Here is a 17,958-nt window from a genome sequence, read left to right as displayed (position 1 = left end):
GTTATCGCGGATGAAAATAGGCATTGTGGTTTTCGACGGCATCATTCCCTTTCACCTTTCGGTGCCTTTTGCGGTGTTTGAAAAAGTGCTGGCGCCTTCAGGCGCACCACTGTGCGAACTGACCCTGTGCGCCGCCGAGCCTGGCGAGCTGAAAACCAATGCCGGTTTTTCCATTGTGGTCAACCTTGGGCTCGGCGCGCTGAGCGGCATGGACATGGTGATCGTGCCCAGTTGGGACAATCCGGCCCGCCAGCCGGAACCCGCACTGCTGGATGCGCTGTGCCATGCCCATGCTGCCGGCGCCACCGTCGTCGGCCTTTGCATGGGCGCATTCGTGCTGGCGGCGGCGGGCCTGCTGAATCATCGCCGGGCCACTACCCACTGGCGCTGGCTGCCGGACTTTCAGCAACGTTATCCGGCGGTGCTCGTCGAAAATGACGTGCTGTATCTCGATGAAGGGGATGTCGTGACGTCGGCCGGCACCGCCGCCGGCATCGATTGCTGCCTGCACCTGGTGAGAAAACGCTGGGGGGCTGACATGGCGGCGCAGGCGGCGCGCCACCTGGTGGTGCCCCCTCACCGGCAAGGCGGACAATCGCAGTATGTCGCGCTGCCGGTGCAAAATACCCGCCAGGGGGATAACTTTTCCTTGGCGCTGGCCTGGGCGATGGAAAACCTGCATCAGACGCTGTCGTTGGATAGTCTCGCGCAGAAAGCCTGCATGAGCCGCCGCAGCTTTACCCGCCGGTTTCAGCAAACCACCGGCACCCGCTTTTCGCTTTGGCTGCTGAATCAGCGCCTCATCGCCGCACAGCGTTTGCTGGAAAAAAGCGACTGCTCGGTGGAAACCATCGCGGAAAAGGTCGGCTTTCCCTCTACCACCTCATTGCGGCGCCACTTTCTTAAGCAACTGAACACCTCGCCCTCGCGCTACCGGCGCGAGTTTCGCGGCGACAGCCGCACCACCGGAATATCCGCCAGCCGGGTGGTGTAGGCCGGCGACAGCATTTCGCGCTTCATTTGCCACGGCTTGACGATCCCCTGCCCGGCGAACCACACGCGCCCGCGCCCTTCCTGATTCAGGCGATCGAGGGTCGCCATCAACCGCTCGCTGTTGCGGCGCGGCGGGCAGTCGTCGAACAGATCGATCTGCGCCATGGCGGCGGCGCTGAAATCCCCCAGCACCACGCCGCCCTTCAGATAACGCCGCCCTTCCTGCCAGATGCTTTCCAGCGCGCGCACCGCCATGGCGATGATGTCGCGGCTGTCGTTGCTCGGCGTTTGCAGCCGGGCGGTGCCCATATTGCTGTAATACCCTTCGCCCGCCGAATGCGGGCTGGTTTTGATAAACACCGACACGTTGCGGCAATAGCGCTTTTCCTGCCGCAGCTTTTCGGCGGCGCGTTCGGCGTAGCTGCAGATCGCCTCGCGCATGTGCGGGTAGTGCGTCAACCGCTGGCCGAACGAGCGGGAGCAGATGATCTGTTCTTTCGCCGCCGCCTCATCTTCCCATTGCAGGCACGACTCCCCGCGCAGCTCGCGTATCGTGCGCTCCAGCACCACGCTGAAGGTTTTACGCGCCAGCCGGGTATCGCAGTCCGCCAACTGCAGCGCTGTGTGAATACCCATCACCTGCAGCTGGCGAGTCAGGCGGCGCCCCACGCCCCATACCTCTTCCACCGGGATCAGCGCCAGCAGCTTGCGCTGGCGCGCTGGATCGGATAAATCCACCACGCCGCCGGTGCCGCGCCATTTCTTGGCGGCGAAGTTGGCCAGTTTGGCCAGCGTTTTGCTCGGCGCAATGCCGACCCCGACCGTTAAATGCAGCTCGCGCCGGATACGATCGCGCACCCGCTGGCCGAACGGCTCCAGCGCTTCGCAATGCGCCACGCCGTCCAGCCGCAGAAAGGCTTCGTCCAACGAGTAGATCTCCACCGCCGGCGCCATCTCTTCCAGCGTATCCATCACCCGGCGGGACATATCGGCGTACAGCGCGTAGTTAGAGGAGAACACCGCGACGTTGCGGCGGCGCATCTCCTCTTTGATCTTGAAATAAGGCGCGCCCATCGGCACGCCCAGCGCCTTCGCCTCGGCGCTGCGGGCGATCACGCAGCCGTCGTTGTTGGACAGCACGATCACCGGCCGCCCCCGCAGATCGGGCCGAAAGATGGTCTCGCAGGAAGCGTAGAAGCTGTTGACGTCTACCAGGGCGAACATGGTTACCGACCTTTCATCGTCAGTGGGTTGTTATTCATAACGGCACCAGATTACTGTTCATACATACAGTATTTGTATTTTTCTGGCGACGATCAAGTAGAAACCACCCCATCGCTGCTATCCGTTTGATACGCATTGGCTTTTAACTCAGCCTCCGTTTACCTGGAGCCAAGTTTTTCATTAACGGCGAACTTCACGCAGATCGAAACGAATCGGAATGTTCACGCTGAATTCCGCCTGCCCCGCTGCGATCTCGTTGCCGGGCGCGGGCAGTGGAGAAGCGCGCTGCGGTAACTGAAGCGCCTCCCGGTCGAGCGAAGCAACCCCACTCGATCGCAATAGCTTCACGCCCAGCACGTTCCCCTGCCGATCCAACGTCACGGCAACCTGAACAATGCCCTGGCGCTGCTGGCGTACCGCCAGGGCCGGGTAGCGTTTGAAACGGCTCAAATGCGCCAACAGCAGGCCGCTCCAGACCGAGGCATCCTGGCTCGGCTGCGACGCCACGCTGGTTTGCGGCGCGGCAACACGCTTTCCATCCAGAGACGGCGGCGCGCTGGTGCTTGATGCTATTGAGCTTGCAGACGCTATTTTTTCCTGTTCCTTTTGCCTTGGACGCGGCAGTTCCGTCTTCGGTCTGATGGGGTCGTTCCGTTGCCCTTTGGCCTTGCTCTGCTGCTCCGTCGCACGCGGCGCATGAATCAGCGGAGGCATCGCCGCCTCCGGTTCCCGGTTGGCCTGCCGTTGCGCCACCGCCTGCACCTGGCGCACGCCGGTTGGCATCGGCTCTGCGTTGGGGATCGATTCCGCCTGCTCGGCAACCATCATCAACACCATCGGTTGCGCCGCGGGCAGCAACGGTGGCACCAGGTGATAACCAAGGCCAAACAACAACGCACCATGCAGACCCAACGCCAACACATTGGCGGTAGCCCAGCGCAATCGCCCGCCTGTAGGCGGTAAAGATAAATCGGCAGGTAATACGTTGTGATTCAACATGGAAAACGATACTCAGGTTAAGCGTGAAACAGACCAACGTACGCAGCGCTCAACGGCGGTCGGGGTATGTCAGAAAGGTCGTTTAGGCACGCGGCACCGGGCAGGGAACGAGAAAGAACAGGCCAAACGAAAAGGAAATACCCTAATGGCAGAGTAAAAAACTTTATGACACGGTAATGAAGTATTTTGACAGCATATTTACCCTAACCGGCAGCGCACCGGGCAGAGCCGCAATGACGCGCTCGGGGTCAGCCAGCGGGAACGCACCGGAGAGCCGCAGGCCGGCGACCTCCGGCCGGCAGCGAATAACGCCCTGACGATAACGCCCCAGCTCCATCAGGAAGTCGTCCAGCCGCATGTTGTCGGCCAACAGCATGCCTTGCCGCCAACCGGGCTCTTGCGTCACGCGGTACGGATCGCCAATGCCTTGCCGGCTTAATCTGCCGCCCTGACCGGCGTTGAGCACCGCGTTCCGATGCGCCGGCGAAAGGATTGTGACCCGGCCAAGATAAACGGCGATATCACTGTAGGTTTCCCACAGGCGAACGCTGAAGCGAGCAGCCTGCGCCACGATCTCGCCCTGCGGCAGCCTCACCGTCAACGCGCCGCTTTCCGGCGGCAGATTCACCATCATTTCACCTTCCAGCAATGCGGCCTGCTGAAGGCTGACGTTAACCGCCGTTTGCGTGTTCAGCATCAACTGCGCGCCATCCGCCAACGCGACGGTTTGCTGCTCCCCCACCGCCGTGCGGTAATCCGCCAGCCAGGGGCGCCATGGCAGCGCGCCAGAACCGATGCCAACCGACCCTACCACGCCGATGGCCGCCAGGCTTCTCAGCAACCGGCGGCGTTGCGGGTTTGGCAACTGCGACAGACTACGCTGCGCCGCCGCCCCGTTAAGCAGAGAAAAACGGGATGAAAACGCGGCGATATGCCGCCAGGCGCGTTCATTTTCCGGTTTCGCCTGATACCAACGCCGCCAGTTTTCCCTATCCGCGTCGCTTGCCTCTTCCGACATCAGCTGGGTTAACCAGGCGGCGGCCTCACGCGCGCTCTGCCGATCGATATCCGATTCCATCATGGGTTCCGCACCTGCCGTTACGCCGCCAATGCAAAGAAACAGTGCAAATTGGCGCGCTGCAGATATTGTTTCACCGAACTGGTCGACACCCGCAAACGTTCAGCGATGTCGCAATAACGCATGCCCTGCAGGTGCGCCAACAGGAAAGCCTCGCGAACGTGCGCCGGCAATCCGTCCAACGCCTGATCCAACTGTTCGAGCATTTCGAGGGTTTGTTGACGGACCTCCGGCGAGGGCGCCTCGATCGCCGGCAGCTCGCTCAAGGCCTGCAGATAGCTCTCTTCGATTGTTTTACGTCGGTAATAATTCGCCACCAGCCGGCGCGCCACGGTCGCCAGGAAGGGGCGTGGTTGCCGAATGGCAAGCAACTGCGGACTCAGTAAAATACTGATGAACGTATCCTGCGCCAGGTCTTCGGCGTGATGCGCGCACCCGACCTTCTGTCTCAGCCAATGGCATAGCCAACTGTGGTGCTCAAGGTAAAGCTGTTGAGCAAACCCGTTGGCTGCCGCGGCCTCTTTCCTTGCCATTCGGTGACACCAATTGATAATGAGATTGAAAATGATAATTATTATTATTTTAAAATTGTAACTTCTGTGTCAAGCGATTGCTGATGATTTATAAACGGCGAAAAAGTAGGGAAATACGGGAGAGAAAACGTGAAAAGGGGCCAAAATGGCCCCTGTTAGCAGGATATTCAGAAACGTTGGCTAACGCTAAACTTGATGTTGCGCCCTACGCCGGACACCGATTCGCCCAGGTAAGGGTAATAATCGCGGTTGAACAGGTTGTCCACCGCGACGCGAGCTTCGAAGCCCTGCAAACCGCTGGGCTGCCACGAGGCGAACAGGCCGTGCAATGCATAACCCGACGTTTTCGGCAGCGCCCAGACAACGGCCATCGGATCGCCGTCGGCCGGTGAACGATCCTGTTTACGCACAAAATCGCCGGTCCAGCCGAAGGCCATGTCCCACTGCGGTACTTTCATACCCAGCATCGCGTGTGCCGTAACGGGTGGAATTTCGGCAATCCAGGTTTCGTTGCCCCACGGATCGCGCGGTGAAGCGTCGCGTTTGCCGCGAATCGAGGAGAACGACAGGCTGCCGAACAGGCTTTCGCTGTCATAAAACGATTCGAGCTCCACGCCCTCAATGGTATAGCCCGGCAAGTTGCGATAGTTCGACAACGGTTGCCCACATTGGCCCCCATGCCGTGCGGCGTCGCACACTACGCCGCGACGATAGAAAATCTCGTCCTTGCCGCGATTGCGGAACAGCGTAGTGCGGATCTGCAGGCTGTCTCGCGCCATCAACACATCGTTGAAGTCCAGCACCGCGCCAAGGCGCACGCCCGTCATGCGTTCCACCTGCAGGCCGCGGCTGGTGCCGGGCACGCTGGAAGCGGCGTATTGCACTTCGTACTGTTCGTCGATCACCGGGGCGCGCCAGGTGCGGCTAACGTCGGCAAACAGGGACAGATTCGACGTCGCTTTCCACATCACGCCCAAATGCGGCGACCAGCCGGTATAGGTCACGCTGCTGTAATCATGGCCCACGAGCGGATCGCTGTCGTTATAGCGCGGCGCCCGGTTCGGTTGCCCGGTATTGGTCACATGATCGTAACGCACGCCCGGCGTCACGGTCAGGCTGCCGAAGCTGACCGCATCCTGCAGATAAACGCTGCGGGTTTCCTGTTCGCCCGCCGGCATGTAATACGGCTGGAAATAGCCGTAGTTGTAACTGGCGTTTTTCACCTGCGAGGGGTAATACATCAGGGTATCGCGCTGATGTTTATGCCACCGCGCGCCGAGCAACAGCTTGTGCTCCAGCGGCCCGCTGGCGAAACGGCTTTCATTGCTGACGTCAAACTGCCGATCGGTATAGTTCACCCAGCTTTCATTGCCCAACGTACCGAGATAGCTGAACTTTGAAGCGGAATCTGGCCGCTTGTCATGCTGTTCTGTCTTCGAATAGGCATAAGACAGCGTCAGATTCAGCAACGGCTGCGCTTCCGGCGCCAGATTCCATTTCACCGAGTAATTGGTGTCCGTCTGGTCGCGATACACCAGAATGCGGCGCCACGCGTCTTCCCGGCCATATTTATCGATATCCGCCTGGCTGGGCGCGGCGATATCGTCCCGCTTGGCGGCAAAAGGCTGCCAGCCATCGGAATCGGAGCGCATCGCCGACAGCGTCAGCGTTTGCGCCTCGCTCAGATAAATATTGGTTTTTAACAGGTAGGAAGCCTGATCGTTGGCGGAATAGGCAAAGCGCGTGCCGTCCGGCCGCTTCAGGTTGCCGCCGTCACGCTTGCTCATGTAGATCAAACCGTCGGCGAATCCTTCCGGCGTACGGCCGTACAACGCACCGCTGTAAATGCCCTGGCGATCGTTGGTGTGGTAGCTGTATTTCAGCAAGCCGCCAAAATCTTCGCCCGGCAGCAGCATATCCCCGGCATCTTTGGTCTCCAGCGTAATGGTCCCGCCAAAGCCGCCATTGCCGTTCAACAGATTGTGCGGCCCCTTATCGACCTCAACCTTTTTCAGCAGTTCGGGTTCGATGAATACCGAACCCTGCCGATATTTCTCAAATCCCTTCGGCGCGCCGTCCAGCACCACCTTCACATCTTCCATGTCGCCCATGCCCCAGATATTCAGGCTTTGGCCGCCCGGGCGCGGCGATCCCGCCATCCCTACGCCGGGCAAGCGATCAAGCAAACTGGCGATGTTATCGGCCTGTACGCGTTCGATGTCTTCTTTATCCAGTACCGAACGGCCGGCGGCGACGCTGTCGGACAAACCGCCGACCACCGACAGCTCCGGTATCGTCAACGGCTGAACCGGCCCGGCGTCGACCAACCGATATCCCTGTGCGGTTTGTTGAGCGCGCAATCCGCTGCCCGCCAACAGCGTATTGAACGCGTCGGTGAGGCGATAATGTCCCTGCAGGCCCGCGGTGCTTTTTCCACGCGTCTGTTCGGGCGTGAAAATCACTATCACGCCGGCCTTAGCGGCCGCCGTCTGCAAGGCGGGCGCCAGATCACCGGCGGGAATGGCGAAGGAAAGGATAGCGGGCTGTTCGACCGCCGAGGGTGATGCCGACGCACCGGGTGCCGCCATCGCGGAGGTGAGCATGCCCGATAGTGCGCATCCTATCCCGATAGCGACGCGCTTCCCGGTAATGCGTTTGGCTGATGTGAACGTACGCCCTGCGCCGTTCTTGTTTTTTATGGCCATGAAGGATTCCCCTGAGTGTATTGAACTGGAAACTCAGTAGAGAGGTCACGCCAACGAAAAGATCGGGCAGAAAAAAATGAAAAAAAGGGCCGAAGTTACCGCGCCGCGTAGACGATAAAGGTCACCACGCCGAAGATCTCCAGCTGCGCCTCGTCGTCGAACACGATCGGCGCATAGGCGGGATTCATCGGCAACAGCCGCACGTCGGGGTGGCGCTGCAGTTTTTTGACGGTGAATTCGCCGTCCACCGCGGCGATCACGATATTGCCGTGCTCCGGCGTCAGGGCGCTGTCGACGATCAGCAGATCGCCATCCTGGATATTGCCGTCGATCATCGACTCGCCGCTGGCGCGCACGAAGTAAGTGGCGTTGGGGTGCCGCACCAGCAGCTTGCCGATGTCCAGCCTGCTCTCGACATAGTCCTGCGCCGGGGAAGGAAAGCCGCAGGCCACGCGATCGGCAAACAGCGGTAACGTCAGGGGGTCACCTGGTGAAAAAGCATACAATCTTGAATTGCTCAGCATAATCATAACCAAACTGTATATTTATACAGTAAAGCATAAACAAAACGCGAACGCGTGCAACCCCCAATCCCCCTGCGGATCGCGCTTTGCCGCGTAATATAATAATTTTCTTAGTGATTTTTCTTGCAGCTTTCGGCGTTCTTCGCGTGTGTTTACACACATGATACCCACCAAAACTGTGGATAATGCGGCACTCAGACCGTTGGCGTATCGATGGGCAGGATGAGTGAGGGATTGTCATTGCGAACGGCGCCGACGGCGGGCGATACCGGTTGCCAGACGAAATCCTCTGCCTGCAGGCTGTACACGTCAGCCTGCATTTGACCAGAGGGCGGGACTAAGCGGGTGTCGAGCCAGTCGCGCGCGGCCGTCGGTCTCTGCTGCGTACAGCGCCGCAAATAACAGCGGCAGGCCTTGCCTCACGGGAGGAACGGCGGACGGCCTTACAAAATGACGCCAATAAAATTGCGACTGGCAATGGCATCAATGGGACGGCCAGAGACGAAAGTCAGTACGTTATGCCAGGAGCTTGGGATAACCCGACAAACGCTGTACCGCCACATTTCCCCTGATGGTCCACTGCGAGCTGACGGTATAAAGCTGCTCAACCGGGGATAATTTTAGCGGACGGAAAAATCTGGGGTTCCGGCGTAGAACCCCGAATAAGGAATAATCCTTAATTCATTTCAGGATTATTAATTCCATCTAAAACCTCTCGGCAATATTCTTTTTTATAGGCTTCATCATTACTTAATGACTTAACCAAAAAATCAGCATTTTTCCAACCATTATCCCAATGCGTATCGAATCCTGACTGTTCAAACTTTAATGTTCTAGTTAATGAGTCTTTTATTTGTTTTTTATATTTATCAATTTTCTCATTGGTTGCCCCACAAACATCATGTGCAACACGAGCATTTGAGCCAGAAAAACCTATTGCTGAAATTGCCATCGCTTCATTTGATTTGTCGAAATCATTCGCATATGCCACAGCATTAGATAAAGCGAATATGACAAGAGCAGGTATGGTTTTTTTGTATGAAATCATCTTTCACCTCTACTCATTGATTGTTCATGGGGTCAGTTTGGATATCGAAAATTATTGTACATTAAGGCTGCTTTTTAATCAGTCTCAACTTCTTTATAGAAGGCCTGAATGCGACAAACTTGGGAAGTACTGTAGCCTGTCGCGTCTGCTGTTTCTCGGATGCTCAGTTTCTTAATCTGTCGGTAGTGCCTGATCCATCCTGCACGCTCCATCTCGCCGCTGGCGCGCACGAAGTAGGTGGCGTTGGGGTGCCGCACCAGCAGCTTGCCGATATCCAGCCTGCTCTCGACATAGTCCTGCGCCGGGGAAGGAAAGCCGCAGGCCACGCGATCGGCAAACAGCGGTAACGTCAGGGGTTCAGCTGGTGAAAAAGCATACAACCTTGAATTGCTCAGCATAATCATAACCAAACTGTATATTTATACAGTATAACATAAATAAAACGCGAACGCGTGCAACCCCCCAATCCCCCTGCAGATCGCGCTTTGCCGCGTAATATAATAATTTTCTGAGCGATTTTTTTTTACGCCTGCTAAGGGTTTCACCGCCTCTTGCACACACGTTATCCACCAAAACTGTGGATAACCTGATGCGGCCGACGGTACGGTGTGATTCCCTGCGCGAGCGGGATCAGAATCCTGTATAATTCCCACACCTGCTCAATAAGAATTCATCCCCGTCGGCGCCTCGTCACCGACGGTCACGAGAACGTTATGAACAAGCACCTGCTCCTCGCAGAAACCGACGATATCGAACAGGAATGCCTGTCGCGCCACGCGGTCTGGCAGCGCAACGATCTGGCCCAGGCGCAACAGGATTGGCTGGCGGAAGAAGTGCCGGTCGCCCTGGTGTACAACGGCATTTCCCACGTGGTGATGATGGCGACGCCGAAAGATCTGGCGGCCTTCGCCATCGGTTTTTCGCTGTCCGAAGGCATCATCGCCTCCCCCGACGATATCTACGACATCCGCCAACAGCCGGCCTGCAACGGCATTGAAGTGCATGTGGAACTCTCGAGCCGCCGTTTTATGCAGCTGAAAGAGAAGCGCCGCAGCCTGGCCGGCCGCACCGGTTGCGGCGTCTGCGGGGTGGAGCAGCTGCAGGAGGTCGCCCAGCCCATCGCGCCGCTGCCCTTCACGCAACGCTTCGATTTGGCCCTGCTCGACCGGGCGTTGGCGCAGCTGCAGGAGGTGCAAACGGTGGGGAAACTGACCGGCTGCACCCACGCGGCGGCCTGGATCCAGCCAGATGGCGCGCTCAGCGGCGGGTGTGAAGACGTCGGCCGCCACGTGGCGCTCGACAAGCTGCTGGGCTACCGCAGCCAACAGGCGTGGCTGCAAGGGGCGGCGCTGGTGTCGAGCCGCGCCAGCTATGAAATGGTGCAAAAATCCGCCATGTGCGGCGTCGAGATCCTGTTCGCCGTTTCCGCCGCCACCCGCCTGGCGGTCGAGGTGGCCGAGCGCAGCAACCTGACTCTGGTGGGCTTCAGCAAGCCAGGGCGCGCCACCGTCTATACGCACCCGCAGCGGCTCTGGCAATCGACGACGGTGGCCTAACGCCGCCGGATAAGAATCGACTATTCTCAATAGCAGGACACCAGGAAGCACCCACGTCATGATAATTCGCCCGAACCAGAACTGGTTTTTTCGCCTGTTCGCCTGGCACGGTTCCGTGCTGTCAAAGATCACCTTTCGCCTGTCGCTGAACGTGCTGATGTCGATAGTGGCGGTGATCAGCTATCAATGGTACGAACAGCTCGGCGTGCATTTGACCATCGCGCCGTTCAGCCTGCTGGGCATCGCCATCGCGATTTTTCTCGGCTTTCGCAATAACGCCGGCTACAGCCGCTTTGTCGAAGCGCGCAACCTGTGGGGCTCGCTGCTGATTACCGAGCGATCCCTGCTGCGCCAGATAAAAAGCCTGCTGCCGGACGAACCGGCGGTGCACCAGAAGGTCGCCAAGCTGCTGATCGCCTTCAGCTGGAGCCTGAAGCATCAGCTGCGCGCCACCGATCCGACCGCCGATCTGTACCACAACCTCAGCAGCAAAGAGCTGGCGGAGGTGATCGCCAGCCCGATGCCGACCAACCGCATCCTGCTGATGCTGGGCCAGGAGATCGGCAAGCTGCGCCGACGGGGGCTGCTGAGCGACATCACCTTCGAGCTGCTCGACAACAAGCTGAGCGAGCTGTCCCACGCCCTCGGCGGCTGTGAACGGCTCGCCAGCACGCCGGTGCCGTTCGCCTATACCCTGATCCTACAGCGCACCGTTTACCTGTTCTGCAGCCTGTTGCCTTTTGCCCTGGTGACCGATCTGCATTACATGACACCGTTTGTTTCGGTGTTCATTTCCTATACCTTCTTATCCTGGGACTCACTGGCCGAAGAGCTGGAAGATCCGTTCGGCGTGTCGGCCAACCATCTGCCGTTAAACGCCATCTGCAACACCATCGAGCGCAACCTGCTGGAAATGAACGACCAAAGCCCGCTGCCGCCGCCGATGAAACCCGACGAGCACTTTAATTTGATCTGATCGATTTCACCCGAACACACTGGAGCCGAATGCAATGAATGCAAATAACCACCCGCCGCAAGCCGTATTCACGCCGGTAACGCGCCATGCCATCTTCATCGTCGCCACCCTGTCGCCCGTTCCCGCCCATCTGGCGGCGGTGCGCGCCTGGTGCGGCGACATCGCCGCCGTGGTGCGTTCGGTCGGCAAACGCGCGCCGGCGGGCAACCTCACCTGCGTTTGCGGCTTCGGCTCCGAAGCCTGGGATACGCTGTTTGGCGCCCCGCGCCCTCGCCAGCTGCATCCGTTCAGCCCGATCGGCAGCGGGGAACGCGTCGCCGTCGCCACGCCCGGCGATATCCTGCTGCATATCCGCGCCGATGAAATGGATCTGTGTTTCGAACTGGCCTCGCAGCTGGTCGGCAAGCTCGGCGACGCTGTGACGGTGGTCGAAGAGGTGCACGGCTTCCGTTACTTCGATCAGCGCGCCATGATCGGCTTCGTCGACGGCACGGAGAACCCGGAGGGGCACGAAGCCTTCGACTACACGGTGATCGGCGACGAAGACGCGGCGTTCAGCGGCGGCAGCTATGTGCTGGTGCAAAAATACCTGCACGATATGCAGGGCTGGAATTCGCTCAGCGTGGAAACGCAGGAGAAGATCATCGGCCGCCATAAGCAGTCCAACATCGAACTGGATGAAGCGGTCAAACCGTCGTCATCGCACAGTTCGCTGACCACCATCACCGACGAGCAAGGCAACGAGGTGAAAATTCTGCGCGACAACATGCCGTTCGGCCGCCCCGGCCTGCGCGAATTCGGCACCTACTTTATCGGCTATGCGCGCTCTCCGCAGCCAATCGAGCAGATGCTGGAAAACATGTTTATCGGCCGCCCGGCCGGCAACTACGATCGGCTGCTCGATTTCAGCCACGCGGTGACCGGCACCCTGTTCTTCGTGCCGTCCGCCCCGCTGCTGGAAGCGCTGGCCGATCGCAGCGGCGCCGAACTGCACTGATTTTGCCTGGGCGCAGGGCCGCAGCGATCAACCTTTGGTTATCCTGCAGCCCTGCGCATCGATCACCGGCTCCCCATCCTCTTTGCTGAAAGCCCCGCGCTGCGGATCCGGCAGAATATCCAACACCGCCTCCGACGGCCGGCACAAGCGCGTGCCGAGCGGTGTCACCACAATGGGTCGATTGATCAAAATCGGCTGTTGCAGCATGAAGTCAATCAGTTGCTCATCGTTCCAGCCGGTCTCATCCAGTTTCAGCTCGGCGTAAGGCTCGACGTTTTTACGCAGCAGCGCGCGTGGCGTCATCCCCATTTCGGCCAGCAGCGCAATCAACCGTTCACGGCTGGGCGGTGTTTCCAGATACAAAATCACCTCCGGCTCAACGCCGCTGTTGCGGATCAGCGCCAACGTATTGCGCGACGTGCCGCAAGCCGGGTTGTGATAAATCTTGATACTGCTCATGACGGTTTCTCCTATCAGGATCAAACGGACAGCCGCAGCGCCAGCGCGGCCAGGGTGACGAACAGGATCGGCAGCGTCATCACCAGCCCCACGCGAAAATAATAGCCCCAGGTAATGACGATGTTCTTCCTTGCCAACACATGCAGCCACAGCAACGTGGCCAGGCTGCCGATCGGGGTGATTTTGGGGCCGAGATCGCTGCCGATGACGTTGGCGTAAATCATCGCCTGCTTGATGACGCCTTCCGCGCCGCTGCCGTCGATTGACAACGCCCCCACCAGCACCGTCGGCATATTATTCATGACGGAAGAGAGAAACGCGCTCAGGAAGCCGGTGCCGAGCGTCGCCGCCCACAGCCCCTGCCGCGCCAGCGCGTCCAACACGCCGGAAAGCAGCTCGGTCAAGCCGGCATTGCGCAGCCCGTAGACCACCAGATACATGCCCAGCGAGAAAATCACGATCTGCCAGGGTGCCCCGCGCAGCACTTTGCCGGTGTCGATCGCGCGCCCACGTTTCGCCACCGCCAGCAGAACCAGCGCGCCGCAGGCAGCGACCAAACTCACCGGCACGCCGAGCGGCTCCAGAGCGAAGAAGCCAATCAGCAACAGCGCCAATACCGCCCAGCCGGCTCGGAAAGTCGCACGATCGCGAATCGCTTCTTGGGGTATCGGTAAACGCGTCAACGCGTAGCGCCGCGGAATATCCTTGCGAAAGAACAGATGCAACATCACCAGGGTCGCCGCCACTGCGGCAAGGTTGACCGGCACCATCACCGCCGCATACTCCGTAAAGCCCAGCCGGAAGAAATCCGCCGAAACGATATTCACCAGATTGGACACCACCAGCGGCAGGCTGGCGGCATCGGCGATAAAGCCCGCCGCCATCACGAAAGCCAGTACCGCCGCAGGGCGAAAGCCGAGCGCCGACAGCATGGCGATCACGATTGGCGTAAGGATTAACGCAGCGCCGTCGTTCGCAAACAGCGCCGCCACCACGGCCCCCAGCAGCAGCATGTAGGTAAACAGCCATCGGCCTTTGCCGTTGCCCCAGCGCGCGACGTGCAGAGCAGTCCAGGCAAAGAAGCCGCTCTCATCCAGCAACAGGCTGATGATGATGACGGCGATAAAGGTCGCGGTCGCATTCCAGACTATCTGCCACACCACGGGAATATCGCCGACGTGCACCACGCCGCTCAGTAATGCCAATCCCGCGCCGAACGCCGCGCTCCAGCCAATGCCCAGCCCTCTCGGTTGCCAGATAACCAAGGCCAACGTCAGAATAAAGATCGCTCCTGCCACTATCATCGCCGTCTCACCGCCTCCTCACATCTACATATTCGATTTTTCGTATGTGTTTGCGCAAATTTTTTACCGTTACGGGCAGCCTTTCGCTACGCGTTGCCCCAACTCCATCATCTGTTCTGCCCGACACTGATAAGCCTGCTCAATAATCCCCGCCGCCCAAGCCGGCATATGCGGCGACAGGCGATAATATATCCACTTGCCATCGCGCCGATCGAGCAACAGCCCGCTTTCACGCAGCATCGCCAAATGCCTTGAGATTTTGGGTTGCGGCAGCGCCAATGCGCCCGACAACTCGCACACGCACAGCTCGCCGGCGTGGCGCAGCAACAGCACCAGCGTCAAACGCGTCTCGTCCGACAGGTTTTTAAACAGCTTCAGCGGCGTCAATGACGTCATGTCGCACTCCCGTTAACCTTATCGTCTCCACAAATCGCTCATGAAGATACCATTTTCATATTCGGAAAAACAAATATAAAACACAAAACGTTGTCCCCCTCGCCGAGGCATATACTTATCTTTATGCTGTTCTTGCAGGAAGGAGGCACCATGCCGCTCACATTCAAACGTTCGGAAAGGCTCTCCATCGGCACCGAAATAGAGCTGCAGCTGGTCGATGACAAGCACTACGATCTTACGGATCGGGCCGACCGGGTGGTCAGCGCGGTCGGCGACCGCCGGCGCGTCAAACATGAGCTCACCAAATCGATGGTGGAGCTGAACAGCTCGGTGCACCGCGATCTCGATGAGCTGCACGCCGAGCTGCGCGCCCTGACCCATACCGTCCGGCGCAGCGCGCAGCGCCTGGGCTGTGACGTCTGCGGCGGCGGCCGCCATCTGAGCAACGACTGGCGCAAGCAGGTCATCAGCGACAACGCGCGCTACAGGCAGCTGGCCAGCCGCTTTGGCTATCTTTCCAAGCTGGCCTGCGTGTTCGGCCAACACATCCACCTCGGCGTCAACGACGGGGACGAAGCGATGTACCTGTGCCATGCGCTGACGCCCTACTTTCCGCAGCTGATCGCGCTCAGCGCATCGTCACCGCTGTACCAGGGCGTCGATACGCGCTTTGCCAGCTCCCGTTTCAGCGCGCAGAATTCCTTCCCCAACTACGGATGCCTGGAACACATCTACAGCTGGCGCGAATTCAACGCCTACTACGAACGGCTGAACGCCGCCGGCGTGATTGAAAGCATCAAGGATATTTACTGGGATGCGCGGCCCAAACCGGAGCTGGGCACGGTGGAGATCCGCATCTGCGATACGCCGCTGCGCCTCGCGCATGCCGTGCTGCTGGTCGGTTACTGCCGTCTGCTGGCTGATTTTCTGTTGCAACACCGCACGCCGATCGCGCCGGAATACGATGCCTTCACCAATTACAACAAGATCAACGCCTATCGCAGCGGTTTCGCCGCCGAATACGTCGATCCCGCGACGCTGCGTCGCAGCAGCCTGACCGCCCATATCCTGCACACTCTCGATGTGCTGAGCGGGTTCGCCGAGCGGCGGGAGGATCGGGCCGTGCTACAGGCGATCGAGCACCATGTCCGCCAAGGCATCAGCGATTCGGAGCATATCCGCCAGATGTTGCACAACGGCCTGCCGCAGGCTCAGGTGATCAAGCGCCTGTGCGATGAGCTGTTGCAACCGGCAAGTTAAGTTTCGGCTATCGATTCCATACGCCAAAGCCGCTGTTCATTATGTGCTCTTTCGCTACAATCGTGAGCACTGACATTCATCGTATCGAGGACACCATGTACAACTTCTCCCGCTATCAGGCAAAAGAACTGGCGCTGGCTTACATGAGCGGCAAAAAACACGATCTGTCGCCGCAGGAATTTTTGCAGCAGCTGAAAAGCAGCGAGCGATCGTTTGAGCACCTGCTGAAACACGGCAGCGAAATGCCGCGTGGCGTGCTGGTTAAAAGCTTCTGAACGGCCGGTTGCCGGCCACTTTCCGTTTACGCCGCCGGTGGCGAGCCTGCAGGCCCGCGCATTCCCGGCCATTCATTCCCCTCCTCACCCTGCCTCAATTCGTCCTCACAGGCGAAAAGCCGATAAATTCGTATTCACAGGCGAATTATTGACATATTCGTATCTAGGTGCGAATTTATAGTCATCCTTCTATAAACATCGGAACATGTCATGCCGACGCCAATCAGCGTAATCAGCGGCGATCTGGTCGATTCCCGCCGATCAGACACCGTCAACTACCTCAATGAGCTGCACAGCCTGCTCGATCGGCTGCGGCGCGACGGGCGGCTGCATCAGGTGGAAATCTTTCGCGGCGACGCCTTCCAGGCGCAGGCCGCCCCGGAGGACGGGCTGCTGCTGGCGGTGTATATTCGCCTCGCGCTGCGGGCAACGGGCGCCGCGCACTGGGATGCGCGCGTCGCCGTCGGGCTGGGCAGCCAACGGCCCGACGCCGCCGGCTATGGCAGCGCCTTTATCAACTCCGGCAGCGCGTTGGACGCCATGGCGAAAAATTGCCGGCTGGCTCTGAAAACCGACAACGATCGGACAAACGCCATTGTCAGCGATCTGCTGCCGATGTTAGATCATGTGATTGGCCGCCTGTCGCAGACCGAAGCGCGCATCGTCCAGGCGAGAATGTTCGCCGACAGCGGCGCTGCCGTGGCGGATCAGCTGCAAAAAGCCGCCTCCACGGTCTCCGCCGCGCTGAAACGCGCGGCCTACGAGGAAATCATGCGGTTTATTCACGCCATTAACAGGATCGTCTGACTATGGATCTGACCTATGCGCCTTTGCTGGCCTGGCTGTTGCTCGTCCATCTGCTGGCGGATTTTCCGCTGCAGCCGCTGAGTTGGGTGGAAGATAAAATCAAGCATCGCGCGCGTTCACGTTTTCTGGTGTTGCACGCGTTGCTGCACGGGGTGCTGGCCGCCTGGGTGGTGGCCGGTTTCGGCCTGCTGCACGGCGGGCTTTCTTCACTTCAGGTGCTGGCCAGCCTGCTGATCATCGCCGTCAGCCACTACCTGATCGATTTACTGAAGGTCACCGCGATGAACCGCCTGAGCCCGGCCCGCAGTTTCCTGCTAGATCAGGGATTGCATCTGGCGGTAATCGCTTTGCTGTGGCTGGGGCTGACGCCGAATGCCGGTGAACTGCTCGCCGCGCTGGGGCGGCAACTGGGGCGTTGGCAAACCGGCCTGGTGCTGGTGGCCTACAGCCTGATTTATCTGCCGATGAGCCTGCTGATCGGGCAACTGCTGGCGCACTGGACGCCGCAAATGCCGCCTTCGGCCAAGGCCGACAACGACTCGCTGCTGCGCGCGGGCAAACAGATTGGCTATCTGGAGAGAACGCTGATCCTGACCTTCGTGCTGCTGGGGCAAATCCCGGCGATCGGCTTTTTGCTGGCGGCCAAATCTATCTTCCGTTTCGGCGATCTGCGCCAGAGCGACGATAAGATGCGCACCGAGTATGTGCTGCTCGGCACGCTGTTTTCCTTCACGCTGACCATCATGCTCGGCCTGCTGGTCAACAAACTGCTGTAGCGGAGCGGGGGCGATGAATTTCGCCCCCGAAGTGAGTGCCGAAGCGGC

The 17,958-nt window shown here is 59.3% G+C and carries 18 protein-coding genes and 2 pseudogenes; 8 read left to right on the top strand and 12 right to left on the bottom strand.

Annotated elements, in window-relative coordinates; genetic code table 11:
• The first annotated feature begins 10 nt into the window (after nt 1–10).
• Nucleotides 11–994: a GlxA family transcriptional regulator gene (locus tag ACJ8HN_RS02620; protein WP_060452567.1), complete on the top strand. Its 984-nt coding sequence runs from the start codon at nt 11–13 to the stop codon at nt 992–994.
• On the opposite strand, the gene umuC is transcribed toward ACJ8HN_RS02620, so the two are convergent.
• The 9 genes and pseudogenes from umuC to ACJ8HN_RS02575 form a co-directional block, all read right to left on the bottom strand.
• Entirely contained in the window at nt 931–2,217 is a 1,287-nt protein-coding gene (gene umuC / locus ACJ8HN_RS02615; RefSeq protein ID WP_442523006.1) for a translesion error-prone DNA polymerase V subunit UmuC, read from the bottom strand. The two genes, ACJ8HN_RS02620 and umuC, sit on opposite strands and share 64 nt — an antisense overlap.
• A 180-nt stretch (nt 2,218–2,397) precedes the next feature.
• Nucleotides 2,398–3,159, bottom strand: coding sequence for an energy transducer TonB (locus ACJ8HN_RS02610; protein ID WP_053063703.1), 762 nt, complete (start codon nt 3,157–3,159; stop codon nt 2,398–2,400).
• A gap of 220 nt (nt 3,160–3,379) precedes the next feature.
• Nucleotides 3,380–4,297, bottom strand: coding sequence for a FecR domain-containing protein (locus ACJ8HN_RS02605; protein WP_033647829.1), 918 nt, complete (start codon nt 4,295–4,297; stop codon nt 3,380–3,382).
• Between the two features lie 17 nt (nt 4,298–4,314).
• On the bottom strand, nt 4,315–4,827 hold the full coding sequence (locus tag ACJ8HN_RS02600) for a sigma-70 family RNA polymerase sigma factor (RefSeq protein ID WP_025303329.1): 513 nt from the start codon (nt 4,825–4,827) through the stop codon (nt 4,315–4,317).
• A gap of 167 nt (nt 4,828–4,994) precedes the next feature.
• The gene (locus ACJ8HN_RS02595; protein ID WP_060425913.1) at nt 4,995–7,532 is read right to left on the bottom strand and encodes a TonB-dependent receptor; all 2,538 of its coding nucleotides are present in this window, start codon (nt 7,530–7,532) and stop codon (nt 4,995–4,997) included.
• Nucleotides 7,533–7,627: 95 nt separating this feature from the next.
• On the bottom strand, nt 7,628–8,062 hold the full coding sequence (gene umuD / locus ACJ8HN_RS02590; protein ID WP_047730422.1) for a translesion error-prone DNA polymerase V autoproteolytic subunit: 435 nt from the start codon (nt 8,060–8,062) through the stop codon (nt 7,628–7,630).
• Nucleotides 8,063–8,250: 188 nt separating this feature from the next.
• Nucleotides 8,251–8,430 (bottom strand): annotated as a pseudogene (locus ACJ8HN_RS02585) (SOS response-associated peptidase family protein); the annotation flags it as partial.
• Between the two features lie 302 nt (nt 8,431–8,732).
• On the bottom strand, nt 8,733–9,104 hold the full coding sequence (locus ACJ8HN_RS02580; RefSeq protein ID WP_125460725.1) for a hypothetical protein: 372 nt from the start codon (nt 9,102–9,104) through the stop codon (nt 8,733–8,735).
• Between the two features lie 212 nt (nt 9,105–9,316).
• Nucleotides 9,317–9,508, bottom strand: a pseudogene (locus tag ACJ8HN_RS02575) (DNA polymerase V); the annotation flags it as partial.
• Between the two features lie 309 nt (nt 9,509–9,817).
• On the opposite strand from ACJ8HN_RS02575, the gene fdhD reads away from it, so the two are divergent.
• From fdhD to ACJ8HN_RS02560, 3 genes are read left to right on the top strand one after another with little or no spacing between them, the layout of a single operon-like run.
• The gene (gene fdhD, locus ACJ8HN_RS02570; RefSeq protein WP_033647832.1) at nt 9,818–10,660 is read left to right on the top strand and encodes a formate dehydrogenase accessory sulfurtransferase FdhD; all 843 of its coding nucleotides are present in this window, start codon (nt 9,818–9,820) and stop codon (nt 10,658–10,660) included.
• 58 nt (nt 10,661–10,718) lie between these two features.
• Complete coding sequence (locus tag ACJ8HN_RS02565) at nt 10,719–11,636, top strand: bestrophin family protein (protein ID WP_033635062.1); 918 nt, start codon at nt 10,719–10,721, stop codon at nt 11,634–11,636.
• A gap of 34 nt (nt 11,637–11,670) precedes the next feature.
• Complete coding sequence (locus tag ACJ8HN_RS02560) at nt 11,671–12,633, top strand: Dyp-type peroxidase (protein ID WP_442523005.1); 963 nt, start codon at nt 11,671–11,673, stop codon at nt 12,631–12,633.
• A gap of 27 nt (nt 12,634–12,660) precedes the next feature.
• Here the strand turns inward: ACJ8HN_RS02560 and arsC are convergent, their stop codons facing one another.
• The 3 genes from arsC to ACJ8HN_RS02545 all read right to left on the bottom strand — a co-directional run bounded on the left by arsC (nt 12,661) and on the right by ACJ8HN_RS02545 (nt 14,792).
• Complete coding sequence (gene arsC / locus ACJ8HN_RS02555) at nt 12,661–13,092, bottom strand: glutaredoxin-dependent arsenate reductase (protein WP_048321742.1); 432 nt, start codon at nt 13,090–13,092, stop codon at nt 12,661–12,663.
• Between the two features lie 20 nt (nt 13,093–13,112).
• Nucleotides 13,113–14,396, bottom strand: coding sequence for an arsenic transporter (locus ACJ8HN_RS02550; RefSeq protein WP_048321743.1), 1,284 nt, complete (start codon nt 14,394–14,396; stop codon nt 13,113–13,115).
• 69 nt (nt 14,397–14,465) lie between these two features.
• Nucleotides 14,466–14,792, bottom strand: a complete 327-nt coding sequence (locus ACJ8HN_RS02545; RefSeq protein ID WP_033647837.1) for a metalloregulator ArsR/SmtB family transcription factor — start codon at nt 14,790–14,792, stop codon at nt 14,466–14,468.
• A gap of 150 nt (nt 14,793–14,942) precedes the next feature.
• Between ACJ8HN_RS02545 and ACJ8HN_RS02540 the strand changes: the two genes are divergently transcribed.
• The 4 genes from ACJ8HN_RS02540 to ACJ8HN_RS02525 all read left to right on the top strand — a co-directional run bounded on the left by ACJ8HN_RS02540 (nt 14,943) and on the right by ACJ8HN_RS02525 (nt 17,910).
• Complete coding sequence (locus ACJ8HN_RS02540; protein WP_039565412.1) at nt 14,943–16,052, top strand: YbdK family carboxylate-amine ligase; 1,110 nt, start codon at nt 14,943–14,945, stop codon at nt 16,050–16,052.
• A 95-nt stretch (nt 16,053–16,147) separates the two neighbouring features.
• Complete coding sequence (locus tag ACJ8HN_RS02535) at nt 16,148–16,327, top strand: hypothetical protein (protein WP_442523539.1); 180 nt, start codon at nt 16,148–16,150, stop codon at nt 16,325–16,327.
• A gap of 210 nt (nt 16,328–16,537) precedes the next feature.
• The gene (locus ACJ8HN_RS02530) at nt 16,538–17,134 is read left to right on the top strand and encodes a hypothetical protein (protein ID WP_033635069.1); all 597 of its coding nucleotides are present in this window, start codon (nt 16,538–16,540) and stop codon (nt 17,132–17,134) included.
• Nucleotides 17,135–17,136: 2 nt separating this feature from the next.
• Complete coding sequence (locus tag ACJ8HN_RS02525; protein ID WP_442523004.1) at nt 17,137–17,910, top strand: DUF3307 domain-containing protein; 774 nt, start codon at nt 17,137–17,139, stop codon at nt 17,908–17,910.
• The last annotated feature ends 48 nt before the right edge of the window (nt 17,911–17,958 follow it).

The organism is Serratia sp. CY29653 (assembly GCF_052169255.1).
In the GTDB taxonomy this organism is placed as follows: domain Bacteria; phylum Pseudomonadota; class Gammaproteobacteria; order Enterobacterales; family Enterobacteriaceae; genus Serratia; species Serratia sarumanii.
This window is presented reverse-complemented; position numbering and strand designations above follow the sequence as displayed.

Excerpts from the sequence above, each read along its gene's own strand:
- ACJ8HN_RS02595 (WP_060425913.1), bottom strand. The coding sequence starts at position 7,532 with ATGGCCATAAAAAACAAGAACGGCGCAGGGCGTACGTTCACATCAGCC.
- ACJ8HN_RS02530 (WP_033635069.1), top strand. The coding sequence starts at position 16,538 with ATGCCGACGCCAATCAGCGTAATCAGCGGCGATCTGGTCGATTCCCGC.
- ACJ8HN_RS02600 (WP_025303329.1), bottom strand. The coding sequence starts at position 4,827 with ATGGCAAGGAAAGAGGCCGCGGCAGCCAACGGGTTTGCTCAACAGCTT.
- ACJ8HN_RS02525 (WP_442523004.1), top strand. The coding sequence starts at position 17,137 with ATGGATCTGACCTATGCGCCTTTGCTGGCCTGGCTGTTGCTCGTCCAT.
- arsC (WP_048321742.1), bottom strand. The coding sequence starts at position 13,092 with ATGAGCAGTATCAAGATTTATCACAACCCGGCTTGCGGCACGTCGCGC.
- ACJ8HN_RS02550 (WP_048321743.1), bottom strand. The coding sequence starts at position 14,396 with ATGATAGTGGCAGGAGCGATCTTTATTCTGACGTTGGCCTTGGTTATC.
- umuC (WP_442523006.1), bottom strand. The coding sequence starts at position 2,217 with ATGTTCGCCCTGGTAGACGTCAACAGCTTCTACGCTTCCTGCGAGACC.
- fdhD (WP_033647832.1), top strand. The coding sequence starts at position 9,818 with ATGAACAAGCACCTGCTCCTCGCAGAAACCGACGATATCGAACAGGAA.
- ACJ8HN_RS02560 (WP_442523005.1), top strand. The coding sequence starts at position 11,671 with ATGAATGCAAATAACCACCCGCCGCAAGCCGTATTCACGCCGGTAACG.
- ACJ8HN_RS02620 (WP_060452567.1), top strand. The coding sequence starts at position 11 with ATGAAAATAGGCATTGTGGTTTTCGACGGCATCATTCCCTTTCACCTT.
- ACJ8HN_RS02580 (WP_125460725.1), bottom strand. The coding sequence starts at position 9,104 with ATGATTTCATACAAAAAAACCATACCTGCTCTTGTCATATTCGCTTTA.
- umuD (WP_047730422.1), bottom strand. The coding sequence starts at position 8,062 with ATGATTATGCTGAGCAATTCAAGATTGTATGCTTTTTCACCAGGTGAC.
- ACJ8HN_RS02565 (WP_033635062.1), top strand. The coding sequence starts at position 10,719 with ATGATAATTCGCCCGAACCAGAACTGGTTTTTTCGCCTGTTCGCCTGG.
- ACJ8HN_RS02545 (WP_033647837.1), bottom strand. The coding sequence starts at position 14,792 with ATGACGTCATTGACGCCGCTGAAGCTGTTTAAAAACCTGTCGGACGAG.
- ACJ8HN_RS02535 (WP_442523539.1), top strand. The coding sequence starts at position 16,148 with ATGTACAACTTCTCCCGCTATCAGGCAAAAGAACTGGCGCTGGCTTAC.
- ACJ8HN_RS02540 (WP_039565412.1), top strand. The coding sequence starts at position 14,943 with ATGCCGCTCACATTCAAACGTTCGGAAAGGCTCTCCATCGGCACCGAA.
- ACJ8HN_RS02605 (WP_033647829.1), bottom strand. The coding sequence starts at position 4,297 with ATGATGGAATCGGATATCGATCGGCAGAGCGCGCGTGAGGCCGCCGCC.